Source organism: Paenibacillus sp. RC84, assembly GCF_041260495.1.
Lineage (GTDB): Bacteria > Bacillota > Bacilli > Paenibacillales > NBRC-103111 > Paenibacillus_F.
In genome coordinates this window covers 647,870-663,529 of record NZ_JBGBYL010000003.1, presented here as the reverse complement: position 1 = coordinate 663,529, position 15,660 = coordinate 647,870, and the positions used below count along the sequence as shown (strand labels likewise).

The window sequence follows — 15,660 nt, the reverse complement described above, 5'->3', positions numbered from 1 at the left end:
GGTATTTACACTTCTTTATCTCCTTGGCCCCAGATTCGCCGGATAAAAAAAAGATAAGAATCTAAAAAAAAGCTTATTTGTCCCCCGGCGTTCTTTGGATAAAATAAGAAGACAACACGGAAAGGGAGCTTGATGCGCTTGAAACGGGTCCTGCTTAACCGGCATTCGCTGGTCTACAAACTATTTTTCAGCTTTCTCGGCATTCTGCTGCTGTTTTCCGTTTTTAACGGAGTCTCCGTCTATTTCTTTAACAAAAGCATGCAAAACGAAATTATCCAGTACAACCGGCTGATGCTTAAAAATACGACCGAACGGTACGAGACCCATTTCGAACGGATCAAAACGATGCTGTTCGATCTCTATTCGAACGAAGCGGTCGTGGCGTTCAACCGACAGCTGCTGACGAAAGCGGAACCGGACATCGAATATTGGAAGGCGTCCGAGGTTCTGAAAACGGTCCGCGCCCAGGCTTACAATCCGATGTTTTATCTGAATAACCTGCTGGTGTATTACGATTCGCATTCGCTGATCGTGGAGAAAGAAGGCAGTGTGAACGCGCCGATGCTGTTCGAACGCTTTTATCGGAGCGCGGACTACCCGCTTGCTTATTGGAAGGAACAGTTTGCGCGAAGCGGCAACTACGCGCTGCATCCGCAGTCGTCGTTCAACGTGACGACCTTGAACTCGTCGGTGGACGTGGAGCTGATCCCGTTCTCGTTCCGCATGCCCGGCTCCAATTATCAGATCGTAGCTCTGCTGGACGCCCGCGCTCTGCAGGAAGCGTTCTACGGACCCGGAGACAGCCGGGAGTTTATGATCCTCCGGGAAGACGGCTCCCTGCTGTACCGGTCTTCATCCGCCTTCGGCGCCGGAGATATCCCGTCCTTCGGACCGGAAGGAGCCGGGTATATGAAGGCGGGCGACACGTATTTTTTTGCCGAAAAAGACCCGCTCACCCGGCTTACGTATGTCACGGCGCTGCCGTACGCGAATATCACGGCCAAAGTGCGCAACGCGAGCCTGACGCTGCTGCTAATTTTTGCCGCCGCCCTTCTGCTCGGCATTGCGGCCTCGCTGTTCTTCAGCCGCAGAATTCACCGGCCCGTCAAGCAGATGCTCAGCTCCATCGTGAGTAGGGACCCTGTCCGGCCGAAGAGCGTGATCCGCGAATTCGATCTGATCCATCAGAACCTCCACGAGCTGATGGAGGAAAAAGAAGCCGTCCGGAAGGAGCTTCTCGGAAAAAAGTCGCTTCTGACCAGCTTCGGGTATATCAATAAATTGAAAGCGATTACATCGGACATCAACGACTGGCAGGACATCGCGGAAATGGACGACCCGTTCTGCCTCGTGCTGGCCCAGCTTCATTTCAAAGAGGGGACCGTTCCCGAAAGCCACTCGCGGCCAGACCGGATCGCTTACTATATCCGGGAGTATATCAACGTCGTCATGACCGAGCATCTTCCCCATTCGCACACGTTCCAGATCGACACGAATCAGATTTTGACACTCGTAAAAGGCGGAGATGAGACGGAAAAACTCAGGGAAGCGCTGGAGAAGCTGAAACCTATCCTGGACCGGGACAAAGCTTATTTTCTCGTCACGCTCGCCGTCGGTTCGGTTCACAAAGGCTCCGGCCAGTTCAACGCCGCCTACAGGCAGGCGCAGGAGATGGCGCAGCAGATCCGGCCTCTGGACGAGTGCCAGATTATCCGCAGCCACCGCGTTTCGCCTCCCTACGCGCTGAACGCTGCCCAGGAGCAGGAGCTGTTCCGGCACATCCAGGCGGGAAATCTCACCCACTGCGTGTCGCTGACCGAACGCATCTTGGAGCAGATGGAGAAGAAAGACGCGGGACTCGCGCAGTACCGGCAAATCGCCGAGAGCATCCTGCTCCGCGCCGCGAGAGCCGTCGAGCCGTACGGCCGCGCCGCCGCCGCCGCTGTGGCAGGGCCGGATTCGGGCGCCGATCCCGGCCCCGAGTCCCCGGCGGCAGGTGCGAACGCGCATCGTTCGGCGGAAGCGCAGCCGAACGATAGCGCGGGCGCAGGCGCCGCCGCAGGCCATATTCCCCGGACCTTGCCGGGGAATATGGCCGGAAGCGGCCTCAGCAGCGGCGGAGCCGGACCTGTGGCTGCTGAGGCGGCCTGCGCCTGCGGCGGAGATCCTGGCACGCCTTGCGAAGCGACCCGCGCCTGCGGCGGGGCTTGCGGCCCGGAAGGAGGCCTCTCCTTCCAGGAGCGACACCAGCGCCGGCTGAGAAGCTGCTACACCCCCGACCAGTTCAGGCGGTTCTACGCGCAGCTGTTCAAGGAGGCGGCCGGGATTATCGCGGCGGGCAAGGAAGAGCGGGATTCCGTCATCGAATTCGTGATGAACGAGCTGGAGAACAAATTCGCCGACGATATTTCGCTCGATCTGCTGGCGGATAAGCTGAACTTGTCGGCCGCCTACTTGTCCGTCTATATCAAGGAGAAGACGGGCGTGAACTTCAGCGAACAGCTCAACGCGATCCGCATCCGCAGGGCGAAGGAACTGCTCGGCGGGACCGGTTTGAGCGTGCAGGAGATCAGCTTGAGAATCGGCTACCGCAACGTCACCTCCTTCAACCGGATGTTCAAGAAGATGACGGGGCTCCCCCCCGGCGAATACCGCAAGAGACATGTGATCGGCGGGGAGCTTGGCGGTTTGTAAAAAGAAAAAGCTGCATTCGCTGCGGCTTTCCCGATCTCATTTATGAACCCTACGGGTTATTTGGGATGGTCAAATGACCGCTTACCGTAGCTCCTTCGGGACTATACTTGTAGTATTCCGCATAATAGGAACATGCGGCGCTCATCCAGAAGTTGTTCGTTCGGGCTCGATTATACACCTCGCCCTGAAATGCAATCGCGGTGCTGATCGCCTGAGGTACTTCTTTATGGCAATATTCGGAATTAACGCGAAATTGCGGCTTACCGCATCCGTTCTCTCTCACTTCACGGCTCGTACATGCTATACTGGATCCAAAAAGAATCGGGGCTGAATCATGACGACTTACCTCGCCTTATTGAGAGGAATTAACGTAAACGGCCAGAAGCTGATCAAAATGGCCGAACTCAAAAACATGTTTGAAGCGATGGGATTTCTCGCGGTAAAAACCTATATCCAAAGCGGAAACGTTCTGTTCCGTTCAGACCTCGCAAATTCAGAAGAGGCGCTCCGGGAGCGGATTGAAGATGAAATCGCCGCCGTCTTCGGCTTTCAGGTCTCCGTTATTATACGAACGGCGGAGGAATGGGAGCAGATTATCCGGGACTGTCCCTATGACGCGGCAGATCTGAAAGAAGGCGAGAGCATCTACGTGACGCTGCTGGCAGATCGGCCCGCCCCGGAAGATTTGGGGCGTGTGCCTGAGCCGGACCCCCGCCTGGAGGAGTACCGGGTGGTCGGACGCGAGGTATACCTCCTGTTTCATCAAAGCATTCGCGATTCCAAGGTGGCCGCCAGCCTGCATAAGCTGAAAACCCCCGCAACGACGCGGAATTGGAACACGATGAACAAGCTGCTTTCGTTGGCCCGTTCTCTCTAGGCCGTCACTTTTCCGAAGGCAGCCCTATCTCCTGCTCGGCTCCCGGACGGGTCGGGACGGGAAGGGTCGGTCGAGACGGATCAGACCTGCGAAAACGAAAAAAGCCGCCGATCGGCGGCTTTCCTTGTTCCGTCCCGCGGCGCGGCGTTCCCGCAGCTCCCTGCGCTCGGCAGAGTCCGGGTTGCCGCGGCACAGCTCTCGTCCGGGACCGTATGTACATACACACACGGTGCATCTTGGTACATTTATTGGCCTGCTTTGCCGATCTTTCTCTTTTTCAGCTCATAGGAATTTACGCTGGTAGAGATGATATACTCGGGCTTCGGCTGTCCTCTTTTCTCGCGGTGCCCCTGGATATGCTCTTCGCTCTTCTCCCAGTTCTTCCAGGCTTCTTCCGATTCCCAGCGGATCAGGATCAGCACTTCCTCGTTCTCTTTCTTCGAACGGTTAACCATCACACTGACGTCGATAAGACCTTCGCGGCTGTCAATGGCGCCTTCTTTGCTGAAACGTTCGACAACCTGCTCGGCATTTCCCTTTTCCACTACGACGGATCTCGTTTGAATGAACATGAAGATACACTTCCTTATTTATGAAATATACCTTCATTGTAATTGATAAAGATTATCATTGTCAATTTGATCCGCTTTTCCACAGACCGCCGGGGCACGGCTAAAACCCGCTTTTTTCGTAAAAAGAAGCATGCGCTTCGGCAAACGTGACGGTTACGATCTCAAGTCCCGTTCTGTCCGCCTCTTCCAGCAAGCGCAACACCAGAGCCTTCCCGATTCCTCCGCCGTGGTAATCCGGATGTACCATGATATCCTCCATGTAACCGTGCTGAAGCCCCGTCCCGACCACATAGCCGAAGGCGAAGCTTGTGCGCTTCGTTCCTCACGCCCGCCCAGAAATTGCAGCGCCCGAGAAGAGCGGGAAAATCGCTATCCCGCCGCCCACGCTCTGCCGCAGATCGGGAACTTCGAAATCCTGTATCGGCAAATTGATTTTCACTTCGCTATTCGTGTGCGGCAACTTTGTTTACCTGCCTCTTCGCATCCCGCCGGTTACCGGTCCACAGACAGGAGTCCTTGTGTATTTCAGATGTTATGCCGTCATTTTTCCTAAAATCTGTCCGGAGAGGACATAGATATTCCACTTTCTGCAAACTCTATGGAAGCGGCTGTGTAAAAGCCCGTTATCACTTGGGGAAGGCGGTGGTCCTATGGCACAATCAGGCGGAAAAATATCATTTTTACAGCTCGCCATGCTTCTTCTGCTCGTTAACGGTCTGATGAATCACGTTATTCTCAATCCCATTGTTCTGGATGCCTCAGGCCGGGATGCGTGGCTCGTCCCCATCTTCTCCGCCTTGTTCCTTGTCCCGTGGTGTCTTCTTCTCGTTTATTTCATGAAAAAGTCCGGGCAGCAAAAACTTCAGCCCTGGCTGGCGCAGCGGACACATCCGGCCGTCTCCTGGATTCTGATTGTCCCGTTGTACATTCAAATCTACCTGATCGGCACGACGACGCTGCTGCAAACGAGCATCTGGACGGTTACGAATTACTTGCCGGCCACTCCTCGCTTCGCTTTAAGCCTAACTCTCATTGCGGTGTGCGCATACTGCGCGATATCAGGGCTGCGAACGATCGCGATCAGCGCGGGTGTTCTCCTGCCATTCGTGGTTGTGCTCGGTTACTTCGTCATGATAGCCAACATGCCCAACAAAGAATACGACCGGCTCTTTCCCATGCTGGAGTTCGGCATGAAACCGGTTATGGACGGGATGCTCTACGCGGGCAGCGGTTTTATGGAATTCGTTCTCATCCTTGCCCTTCAGCAGCACTTGAAAACGAGAATCAAGAGCTGGCAGATTCTCATCCTTGCCCTGTTATTCATTCACATCATGCTGGGTCCCATCGTCGGCGCCATCACCGAGTTCGGTCCTGAGGAGGCAGCGAAGCAGACGGAATCGCCCTATGAACAGTGGCGGCTCGTCAAAGTGGGAGACTCCATCGAGCATGTCGATTTTTTCTCTGTCTTTCAGTGGCTGGCAGGAACTATGGTCAGAATCAGCTTATCCTTGTTTCTGCTCGGGGATATGCTCTCCTTTAGCCTGGCGAAATACCGGAACCGCTTTATCGTCTGCATGGCGTTAAGTTATCTGTTCGTGACTCTGCTGCCGATTACCCAGCAAAGTCTGTATGAATTTATGCACCGGTATTACTTTCACCTGTCTCTTATTGTCATACTGGGCTCGACCCTAATATGGACGCTTATATCCGTCACGACTAAAACGGGCAAGGAGGGGACTTCCTGATGGTACAAAGCAGCGGCAATGCGGGAATATGGACAGCCGGACAGCTCAAGCATTTGTTCGACCAGAGTGAAGATGTCGTTCTGCTTACCCATACTTTCGGGGAAAACGGCGCGAACTCTGCGGAAGTTCTTCTGCTGTACGGCGAGGCAACCAGCAACAGCCAGCTCATCGGCGAGATGGTTTTGCCCGGGCTTGAAATGGCCTTTGACAGAGATCAAGGCTTCCCGACGGCCGGGACCGTCCTAAGCTCCTGTCTGCCGCTTCTTCCTTTTACCGGTCCCATTACGGCCGAAACGATCTCGGAGAGCTTGTTTGAAGGCAAGCTGCTGCTTGTTTTCCCGCATCTTCGCTCGGCTTTCCTTATGAATATAAGCAGTTTGCCGGAGCGGAAGCCGCAAGAATCCAATACGGAACTATCCATTAAAGGACCGAGGGACGGTTTCGTGGAAAATCTTTCGGTTAGCATCGCCTTAATCCGCAAGAGAATCCGCAGCCATACGTTGTGCTGCGAGAAGTTCGTGATCGGCAGAAGGACGAGAACCAAGGTGGCCTTGATGTATGTCCGGGACATCATCTCGCCCGAAGTGCTCCTTGAAGTTCGCACCCGGCTGGAGTCCATTGACGTAGACGGCATCTACAGCATTTCCCAGATCGAGGAGATGGTCACGGACCAGAAGTTTTCCCTGATGCCCCTGATGGATTACACGGGACGACCCGATTTTGCCGTCAGCGCTCTCCTCAACGGCCGATTCGTCCTGATTGTTGACGGCAATCCCATGGTGCTGATCGCACCCTCGACCATGGCTATGCAGATTAAATCGCCCGAGGATCTGCATAATAATTTCTACTATACGTCTTTTTCCCGTCTGGTTCGGATACTCAGCATTTTCCTGTGTGTACTGCTGCCGGGTTTCTGGGTTTCGCTGGCCGCTTTTCATCAAGACCAGATTCCGTTCAGGCTGCTCGCCACCATCACGATCGCCCGTCTCGGCCTGCCCTTCTCCGGGCAGTTCGAGCTCCTGATCCTCCTGATCCTGCTGGAAGTTTTCCGAGAAGCGGGAATTCGTCTGCCCAGCGCCATCGGTCAGGTATTGACCGTAGTGGGCGGCCTCATTATCGGCGACGCGGCCATCCGGGCGGGGCTCGTCTCCCCCTCCGTAGTCGTAGTCGGCGCCATTACGGCCGTAAGCAACGCCACCCTGGTCAACCAGAACTTAAGCTCAGCCGTCAGTCTGCTGAGGTTTTTCCTGTTCTTCCTTTCCTGCATACTCGGCATGTTCGGACTTATCATGGGGATTATCCTGGTGACGGTTTATTTGTCCAAGCTGAGATCGTTCGGGGTTCCCTATCTGTCCCCGTTCTCGCCGCCTATTTACAGCAACTGGGTGCCCGCCTTTATGCGTCTTCCCTGGACCTTGATGACCGGAAGGCCCAAAAATCTGCATACGCAGGACAAAAACCACAAGGAGGAGGATAACCCGTGAGTATCGTGAAAAGGAGCGCCTGGCTGGGTATTCTTCTGCTGCTGACCGGCTGCTGGAACTCCAAAGATCTCCAGACGATGGCTTATGCGACAGCCTTGGGCATCGATTACGCAGACGGAAAATATATCACGTATGTCCAGATCCTGAACTTCTCCAATATTGCCAAAAGCGAAAACAACCAGGTCGGAACCCGTATTCCGATCTGGGTCGGCCGCGGCGAAGGGAAAACCGTCTCGGAGTCGCTTACGTCCATCTACTCCACCTCGCAGCTGCGCTTGTTCTGGGGGCATGTCAAAGCCGTCATCGTAAGCGAAGCTTTGATGAAAAAAGGGCTTCCGGACGTCTACGACATGCTCAACCGGTACCGCGAGCTCCGGTACAACATTTTGTTCTACGGCACGAACAAACCTTTGGATAAGTTGTTGTCCCTAACGTCCATGCTTAATTTTTCGCCGATCGAGTCCTTATTGACCCGACCCGAACAGTACTATTCCCAGAAATCTCTGATCCTGCCCGTTTACGGGTACAAATTCATAGCCGATCTGAACGAAGCCGGCAATTCGACCATGCTGCCTTCACTCACGGCCAACTCCGTCGTATGGGAAGAAGACCAGTCGAGGGTTTCCTTGTACGAAATAAACGGCGCTTACTTTTTCAACAATGATAAATACACGGCCTGGCTGTCCCAGGAGGACTTGAAAGGAGCACGCTGGCTTCAAACTAAACTGGAGCGTACCCCTCTAAACGCTCCCAAAGAACATCCTATCGCCGCGCTTATTTTGGAAGGTCCCAAATATACAGTCGACGCTCATGTCGTAAACGAAAAAGTACGTTTTACCATTTCATTGAAAATCCATGCGTTTATCGACGAATTCCGGGAACATGCGACGGAGGCGGAAATTGAAACCTCGGCCGAGACCGAAATCAAAAACGAAATCCTGATGTCCTTCCATAAAGGGGTCAACAAGCGAGTCGATGTCCTGAAGCTGAGCGAAACGCTGTACCGCAAGCACCCGGACGTCTGGAAAACGCATTTTAAAGGAAAAGAATTTCCGCTGGACAAGGATTCTATCGAGAAGATCGACGTGAAGGTAAACATCACTCATTCCGGCAAGTATAAAGAGAGAAAATAGCACATGTTGATTCTACCCTGGAGGCCGAGCATTGCGGAAACGAATCACCGAAAAAAGCGAAACGGACGAAGCCACAAGAGCGTCGCGCAAAGGGTTGAGATTCGGTACAATCCGCAGTTCGGCTCCCGTCGCCGCCAGCTTGTCAAGCAAATCTCCAACTAGCTCGACCGATAAAGGCGTTACCGGCCGCTCGGCCGTGTAGTAGCCCGCTGTCGCATCGAGCAGACGGAAGTCCCGCTCATCGAACGTGTACCGGTACAGAACCGTTTGTCTCAGCCGGTCCAGCCAGACGCTCTCGATCGCGATGACCGTATCGGAGGCAGCCGGCCCGAACAGCAGCCGCTTATTCTCCTCCCCGACCTCGCCGCAGAGCGTATACACGATTCGCGGGCACTCCCTCGGGAAATAGTATAAATGCGCATGGGCTTCGTCCACCGCCCAGACTACAGGCGGCAAATCTTCGCGCCCCGGCGTTTTTCGGGGAATGAAGACCGAGATACCGGATTCTTCGCTGAAATGATACAGCATCGGGCCACCACCTCTTCTCGGTTGTTCAAAAAAATTCATCCAGCCGGATATAATACTTGACCTTGTCCTCGTCAAGCCCGTCCAACCCGTAAAATTCCAGGAAGAGCGCTTTGTAGCGGTCGTCGCCGTAGTCGTGCCGGAGGCTGCGGATCGCCAGGCTGATGTCCTGATAGCGGTCCGCCACGCCCGCACGTCCGAGATCGATAAATCCCGTCAGCTTCTCTCCGTCGACAATCAGATTCGGTGCACAGTAATCTCCGTGCGCAAAAACCAGATCTTCGGTTACCGGCTTACTCTCGAGCAATAGCCGGTACAATTCCTCCGGCGTGCAATCGTACTCCTCTTTTATATCGGTCGGGTCCACCAGGCTCTCATCGACTATCCTTTTCGCATCCCGGAGCTTCTTCTCCAGCCCGTTCGACAGCGGACATTCGCGGATATCGAGGCCGTGTATGTTTCGGAGCCCTTCCGCGTACAGCTTCACAAAGAGTTCCGGCTTCGCCTGGATCGTTTCGTGGGAGCCGTCTTTTCCGGCGAGCGCCCCCATCAGCAAGTAGTCCATCCCGCCGTGTTCGGCCGTGTACAAAATTTTGGGGACCGGGAGCTTCCCGTCCAGCCAAGCGAGCGCCTCAATTTCGGGCCGAAGCGTTCTCCACCAGACACTGGGGGCGATTTTCAGAAATGCGGGTGCGCCCCTGTACTCCTTCACATGATAGACGTGATCTCCGGAATATCCGATTTTGTTCACGGTTAATTCCGCCTGCCCGAGAAGCTCAAGAAGCTCCTCCGGCCAATTACGCGTACTTTCGTTCATTCGTCTGTTCCTCCTTAAAATTCGGCTACTTATGGATCTTGATCCGCCTGCAAGGCCCGATTCGTCCTCCGGCCCTAATTTCCTCAGTAAAGCACGTTCCTTGTACAGTTCCGGCAAACTTGCAAAAAAGCTTGTAGATCCATAGCTGATCCCCCGATCATTGCCAAATAAAGAACCGTACAGTCAGAATCCTCACCGCTTTTAAAAATGCCCCGCCTTTAAACGGAAATTACTGTTATTCGCCGTTAGGAACAAAATTCCTTTTCAAGATTCATTTTCCACATCCCAGATTTAGAAATCTTTATAATAAAACGGCTTCTCCTGTCTCTATTCTAAGAAACCCATCCTTTCGAAGAAGGACTCCCGGTTGCTATACTCCGCTGTCTGTCTTGTCGTTGCAACGATCCGGGCAGTTGTCATGAAGAAAGCGAAAGTGGATGCCGTTTACTCGAATTACTGTACTCATTCCGCTTCTATGTGCACGGGTCACCGCCATCGGCCTATCGCAAAATTATACCCAAAGTCTGATTCCGGAAGCAAATAATGGAATTGGAATAGCCACCGTGACGGCCTATTGGATCATTGGAGAAGGAAACGGTTCTCCCAGCACGTTTTAAACCTATCTTCGAAACATCACGGTTAGTCAGCCTGTTATGGGTGGTGTTGTATCCGCTCATCCTGCCGACCGAAAAAAAGCGGCACAAACCGGACGAAATTCGTAATCGGCTAAAAACGGAATATCAAAAAGGCGCATACCTGAGTGGTATGCGCCTTTTCGGATGGTTTAAACCGGCACGCGTGCCGCGGAGCCGTGAATGTGCAGATGCGCCTAGTTCACGAAACCGGCTGTATGCAGCAGCCGTTTCAGCACGGCCGCGCCTTCCGCACGGGTAGCCGTGCCGCCGGGCACGAAGCGGCCGTCCCCGCGCCCGTCCAGCAGGCCGGCTTCCACCGCCTGCGAGACGGCGGCGGCCGCCCAGCCGGAGATGTCGCCCCGGTCCGCGAAGTCCGCCAGCGCACCGGCCGCGGAGTTCTCCTCCGTCCGGATACCGGCCAGCTTCACGGCGCGCATGAGCATCACGCTCATCTGCTCGCGTGTCAACACCTCTCCGGGACGGAACTCCCCGGTCTCGAAGCCGTCCGCAAGCCGGGCCTGAACGGCCGCGCCGACGGCACCGGCATACCACGCGTCGCCGGGGATGTCGGTGAAGTCAGCCGCGGACGGCGCCGGATCGAGCGCGAGGGCCCGCGTCAGCAGGGCCGCGAACTGCGCCCGCGTCAGCGCTTCGTCCGGCGAGAAGCCGCCGGCGCCCATGCCGTCGACGATGCGCTTCGCGGCCAGCTGCTCGACATCCTTGCGCGACCAGTGGGACGCAAGGTCGGGGAAGCTGACATCGGAGGTGACCACCGCGTAGGTCCCCCCGCTTCTGTCGCGGATAACGGTCCGGTGCGCGTCCCCGGACGATTCAAAGCGGGACGGCACGAAGCGGAGCTCTCCCGAGGCCGGGTCCAGCTCAACCGCCGTGGCGCGGTCAGGATCGACCGCCCCCGGCAAGTTTACGGTTCTTCGGATGTAACTTCCGAAGCCGCCGATTTCCTTTGTTTCGCTTCCGGTTTTCAGCGAAACACGGAAAGCAACCGGCATGCCCTGTACCTGCATGCCTTCTTTCGCCGCCCGGGCGGCAAGATCTGCGGTCTCGCCCGCCGACGTCTGCACGATCTGCACAAGCAGATCGAAGCTGCCTTCCGCGGGAATGTGCGCCGCCAGCAGCCCGGCCGGAAGCTCGATAGCGCCGAGATGCGAGGTTACGCTAAGAATCGCGCCCGGCGATCCCGCAACCGCTTTGCGGAGCGCCGCTCCCGGCAGCGATACGATTCCCGCCGGCTCTCGGCCGGGGATCTCGTAGGAAAGGACCGGGGCCGCCTTTCCTTGCAGCGCCGCGATTTCCGCCTCCATCACGCCGGCATCCGCCGAGACGAGCGTCAGGTTCCGCCCGTCGGAACCTTTCGTCTCCGTCACCGACGTCCGTTCCGGGCCGGACGGGGACGTGCCGCCTCCTCCGGCGGCACCGCCCCCGGAACCGGAGCCCGTGCCGGAGTCCGTATCCGAGCCGCCCCCGGTGCTCCCGGAGGTTACGCTTACCCGGGCCAACGCGATATGTCCGTCATAGGTCGCCTGAACGGTGCCGCTTCCTGCCCGCAAAGCGGTGATCCGCCCGGCAGCGTCTACGGAGACAACAGCCGGGTCGAGGGAAACATAAGCCGCCTGTCCCGTCACGTCCTTGCTGGAATTGTTGTATTCCGCGGTGACGGCCAGCTGGAGACTCTCGCCCTTGTTCATGCTGTACGTGCCGCGGTCCAGTTTCAATGATTTTACCGCCGCTTCGTCCCCGATGATCGTGACGGTCTTCTCGTTCGTCTTGAAGCCGTCCACCCGGACGGTGACGACGACCGGATTCGCCCCCGGACGGATGACGGTATCCGCTTGGAACGTGCCGTCTTCCCGAAGCGCCGCTTTCTTCCCGTTTACGGTAACGGAGGCCTTGCCCGGTCCCAGTACGTCCACCTTCCCCCTGAAAGTCACACTGTCGGCGGAGGTTCTGAGTCCTTCGTAAGCAAGGAAGCCGCTGAGAGCCGCCGCTCTTACGGAGTCACCGGTCTCGTAAGCATTCGCGACGAGCTGCCGCTTGGTGCGGATCCCGGAAGCGTCAAGCGTCGAGACGACGAAGCCGCCTTTCGGGATGACGCTGTTGGTTTCGTCCGGCTTGCCCCAGTTCCACGTCATGGCCTGGGTTTTGTTCGGCACGGACGTCACTTTGCCGGAGCTGTCCACGACCGCTTCCACGCCGAAACGGCTGTTGCCGGTCGAATAGCCGAAGGTGTCCGTGAGCACGCCGATGTTATTTTCGATCAGATTGGTGTTGTAGTAGCTTCCCTCGAGGAACGAATCGGGCGAGTCCGGAAGGGAGATGCCGAGCTGATAGTCTCTCACGTAAACGAGATTGCGCAGGGCCGCGCCGGCTACCGGCCAGTTCACCTGAGACGCGTCGAAAAGCATAAGCCCGTGCGTATTTTCCAGACCCGCCTGGAAAACGTCCCGCTGGAGAGCCGGTTCCTGCACATTCGTGAGGGCGATGCCGGCGTAGAGCGGCACTTCCCCGTTCGTTACGATGTTGCCGAGTGTAATGTAATGCTCGATTTCGGGAGCGGTTGTCTGATAGGCGCCGATCATGATGAAATCGAGATTTTTGACGTAGCCGCTTTCATAGTAACCCGGCGTGTATACGGATTCGTCTTTCATCCGCAGACGCTCGTCGTAGCGGAATTCCGTGCTGCCCCAGTGTACGCCGTTCAAGTAATACGATTCGAACCAGGAGCCTACATAGGCGGATACTTCGATTTTTTTGCCTTTTTCCGCTTTAACCCGGTCGGCCAGCTGCCTTACTTCGGAGGTAAAGCTTTTGATCGTTTTCGACCGGAATTCCCACCAGTCCCCGATAAGCGGACCGTCTTTGCGCACGGTACCCGCGTACGTGAATACGTCGTCCGGCCAGTTTTGAAGCTGTTTGCCGCGCGCGCCGAGGAACGATTCGAACTTGGCTTTCGTCAAGTCGCTGAAATCCGCGCTTTCGTTGTCATACCGGGCACGGTCCAGTACAACGCCGTCCACGTCGTAATTTTGCAGCACCTCCTCGATCGTTTTCAGCTGAAAATCGCGCACCTCGTCGTTGGACGGGTTCACGAATGCGACCGCGCCCTGCTTGGCGGACTCGCGGAGACGTTTGATCTGCCCCTTGTCCGCCGCGTTGTACACCCGCTCTTCCCAGTCGAGATGGCTGTTCAGCAGTGCGTATTCATTGCTGGCGATAGACCCCTCCGCGAAAATGTTAAAGGCGACGTGGATATCGAGCCCCAGCTCACGGCTGTAGCGGATAAATTCCTGGAGCAGATCGAGATCCGGATTGGAGCCCGCTTTTTCAGGCGCTTTAATGGCGCTTACGTACGGACGGCCGGTCAGCGTGCTTTTCTTGTACGATACGTACCCCTCCACGCCTTTTACGTCAAAAACGACGGAAGTCACGCCATTCTCTTTCGCAGTCCGCAAAAAATTCTCCACATTGTCACTGGTTTGGAATTTCCTTGCGTTCGCGGCCTGGTCGACCCACAGGATCACCTTCTTCTCGGTCGAAAAGCCCGGACGGCTGTATACCACGAGATCTTTGGAATCCTGTTCCTTGCCTTCTTTCGTAACGACAAGATCGAGGTAATTGATGCCTTCGGCAAGCGTGTACGAAGTCTTGAACTTTCCGTCCGGACCGAACGGAAGCGGGGTTCCGTTCACCGTTAACGCGATTTTGGAAGGATCGTCCATATTCGTAATCGTTCCGGAAAGCTCAGTAGACGGCTTCGTCTCCGTATACATCGCGTAATTATCGAGCGTCAGCCGGGCAATCGGCCCTCCCGTTCCCATCAGATCCTTGACCGGGACTGCGAAGCCGTTTTTCCGGAGTTTGATCGCATCCCCGACTTTGAAATACGTGGCCAAATATTTCTTGATGTTCTTACTGGCGTAGCTCGTATCCTGCGCGACCAGCACATAGCCTCCGGGCGGTATTTCAAGGTCCGTGGGACCGGTCCATGCCGGCGTTTTGCCGTCTATGGACGGGTTGACGACCTTCGTCACTTTGTTCCCCGCATCCACCTGCACCGCAACGTTAAACTGGGGAACGGTAATCTGCGGTCCCCAATCGTTCGTGAAGAGTGCCACGGTGTCGTCGATTCCGGCGATATCCTGGTCTACGTAGCCGATCGCGTGGCGCGGGCCTTCGATGCTGATCGTAATGTCGATCGGCGCCGCCTCGACTTCTATCAGGTCAGCCGGCTGCTGAGCGTCGTTATACGTCACCGTTACTGTGGACGAAACGATCTCCCGGCCGTCTTTCAGCAGCTTGACGGGTATGACGTTCGTCCCCGCAGTCAGCCGGACCACGTTTTGGAAAGCTCCATCCGCCTTCAGCGCGGCTTCCGTCCCGTTCACGGTCAAGGAGATTCCCTGTCCGCTGCCGTAACGGATCACCTGTCCCGATACCGTAAAATCAGGCGATGTCACCGTTGTGCCCGAAGCCGTCACGAGATTCAGGCCCGGGTCCGGGTTCAGAAAATCGCCTGCATGCACAACTTGTCCTCCTTTATGTAAAGACACGATGTCTCCGGTTTTATAATGCTCGAAAAGCGGTTTCCGGGTTACGGACGTCCCCCAGGAAGAATCGTTGGCGAGAAGTACGTATCCGCCCTCCGGTATGGGCAGGTTCTGGTTCTCCTCCCACGTGGAGCCCGTAGGCGGAACAGCCGTCGGCCCGATGACGCGGATCACCTGATCGTGCTTATCCACGGCAATCGCCGTATTCGTCTTCTTGACGAACACTTTATCGGTTTCCGCCGAGTTCGTCACCTGGGCTCCGCTCGTAAACAAGGCCACATAGTTCGTCTTCTGGGGCGGCGCATCGACATTGACGTTGATGTGCCCGACGGGCAGCCGGAACGTGCCGTCCTGCGACAGGATGTACACATCGTCCGTCACACCGGCGGCTTGGGGCTGAACTCCCCCGCTCTCTTGCCCGAGGCTTTGCGCCGAGACTTTTCCCCATGCGGGAGTAAGCAAAGAAATCACCAAAGCGATAATCATCATCCCATTCCACTTGCGCAGCAAGCTTTTCATAGCGGCTCCCTTCTTTCTGTCAAAGTTTAGAGTCGAATCCGGCCGGGGCCGGTGAAAAAAACGGCAGCCGCTCGTAAGCCGCTGCCGGATGTGA

General features: G+C 56.0%; 10 protein-coding genes. 5 read left to right on the top strand and 5 right to left on the bottom strand.

Annotated elements, in window-relative coordinates; translation table 11 throughout:
• The first annotated feature begins 132 nt into the window (after nt 1-132).
• On the top strand, nt 133-2,694 hold the full coding sequence (locus tag ABH899_RS10370) for a helix-turn-helix domain-containing protein (protein WP_369995944.1): 2,562 nt from the start codon (nt 133-135) through the stop codon (nt 2,692-2,694).
• Between the two features lie 334 nt (nt 2,695-3,028).
• Nucleotides 3,029-3,571: a DUF1697 domain-containing protein gene (locus tag ABH899_RS10365; protein WP_369995943.1), complete on the top strand. Its 543-nt coding sequence runs from the start codon at nt 3,029-3,031 to the stop codon at nt 3,569-3,571.
• A gap of 245 nt (nt 3,572-3,816) precedes the next feature.
• On the opposite strand, the gene ABH899_RS10360 is transcribed toward ABH899_RS10365, so the two are convergent.
• Both ABH899_RS10360 and ABH899_RS10355 read right to left on the bottom strand, forming a co-directional pair.
• Nucleotides 3,817-4,143: an antibiotic biosynthesis monooxygenase gene (locus ABH899_RS10360; RefSeq protein ID WP_009672436.1), complete on the bottom strand. Its 327-nt coding sequence runs from the start codon at nt 4,141-4,143 to the stop codon at nt 3,817-3,819.
• A gap of 100 nt (nt 4,144-4,243) precedes the next feature.
• Complete coding sequence (locus ABH899_RS10355) at nt 4,244-4,390, bottom strand: GNAT family N-acetyltransferase (protein ID WP_369995941.1); 147 nt, start codon at nt 4,388-4,390, stop codon at nt 4,244-4,246.
• 403 nt (nt 4,391-4,793) lie between these two features.
• On the opposite strand from ABH899_RS10355, the gene ABH899_RS10350 reads away from it, so the two are divergent.
• Genes ABH899_RS10350 through ABH899_RS10340 form a run of 3 tightly spaced genes read left to right on the top strand, consistent with a single transcriptional unit; the run spans nt 4,794 to nt 8,505 of the window.
• Nucleotides 4,794-5,888: a GerAB/ArcD/ProY family transporter gene (locus tag ABH899_RS10350; RefSeq protein ID WP_369995940.1), complete on the top strand. Its 1,095-nt coding sequence runs from the start codon at nt 4,794-4,796 to the stop codon at nt 5,886-5,888.
• Nucleotides 5,888-7,372 carry a spore germination protein gene (locus ABH899_RS10345; RefSeq protein ID WP_369995938.1) on the top strand — a complete coding sequence of 495 codons (1,485 nt, stop codon included), beginning with the start codon at nt 5,888-5,890 and terminating at the stop codon, nt 7,370-7,372. Before ABH899_RS10350 ends, ABH899_RS10345 begins: the two co-directional genes overlap by 1 nt.
• The gene (locus ABH899_RS10340) at nt 7,369-8,505 is read left to right on the top strand and encodes a Ger(x)C family spore germination protein (protein ID WP_369995937.1); all 1,137 of its coding nucleotides are present in this window, start codon (nt 7,369-7,371) and stop codon (nt 8,503-8,505) included. Before ABH899_RS10345 ends, ABH899_RS10340 begins: the two co-directional genes overlap by 4 nt.
• 12 nt (nt 8,506-8,517) lie before the next feature.
• Here the strand turns inward: ABH899_RS10340 and ABH899_RS10335 are convergent, their stop codons facing one another.
• The 3 genes from ABH899_RS10335 to ABH899_RS10325 all read right to left on the bottom strand — a co-directional run bounded on the left by ABH899_RS10335 (nt 8,518) and on the right by ABH899_RS10325 (nt 15,566).
• Nucleotides 8,518-9,033: a DUF6886 family protein gene (locus tag ABH899_RS10335; RefSeq protein ID WP_369995936.1), complete on the bottom strand. Its 516-nt coding sequence runs from the start codon at nt 9,031-9,033 to the stop codon at nt 8,518-8,520.
• Between the two features lie 25 nt (nt 9,034-9,058).
• Nucleotides 9,059-9,847, bottom strand: a complete 789-nt coding sequence (gene aph(3')-IVa / locus ABH899_RS10330) for an aminoglycoside O-phosphotransferase APH(3')-IVa (protein WP_369995935.1) — start codon at nt 9,845-9,847, stop codon at nt 9,059-9,061.
• Nucleotides 9,848-10,676: 829 nt separating this feature from the next.
• The gene (locus ABH899_RS10325) at nt 10,677-15,566 is read right to left on the bottom strand and encodes an S-layer homology domain-containing protein (protein ID WP_369995933.1); all 4,890 of its coding nucleotides are present in this window, start codon (nt 15,564-15,566) and stop codon (nt 10,677-10,679) included.
• Nucleotides 15,567-15,660 lie beyond the last annotated feature (94 nt).

Coding starts and splice junctions, on each gene's coding strand:
- ABH899_RS10370 (WP_369995944.1), top strand. CDS start 133: ATGCGCTTGAAACGGGTCCTGCTTAACCGGCATTCGCTGGTCTACAAA.
- ABH899_RS10365 (WP_369995943.1), top strand. CDS start 3,029: ATGACGACTTACCTCGCCTTATTGAGAGGAATTAACGTAAACGGCCAG.
- ABH899_RS10360 (WP_009672436.1), bottom strand. CDS start 4,143: ATGTTCATTCAAACGAGATCCGTCGTAGTGGAAAAGGGAAATGCCGAG.
- ABH899_RS10355 (WP_369995941.1), bottom strand. CDS start 4,390: ATGGTACATCCGGATTACCACGGCGGAGGAATCGGGAAGGCTCTGGTG.
- ABH899_RS10350 (WP_369995940.1), top strand. CDS start 4,794: ATGGCACAATCAGGCGGAAAAATATCATTTTTACAGCTCGCCATGCTT.
- ABH899_RS10345 (WP_369995938.1), top strand. CDS start 5,888: ATGGTACAAAGCAGCGGCAATGCGGGAATATGGACAGCCGGACAGCTC.
- ABH899_RS10335 (WP_369995936.1), bottom strand. CDS start 9,033: ATGCTGTATCATTTCAGCGAAGAATCCGGTATCTCGGTCTTCATTCCC.
- ABH899_RS10325 (WP_369995933.1), bottom strand. CDS start 15,566: ATGAAAAGCTTGCTGCGCAAGTGGAATGGGATGATGATTATCGCTTTG.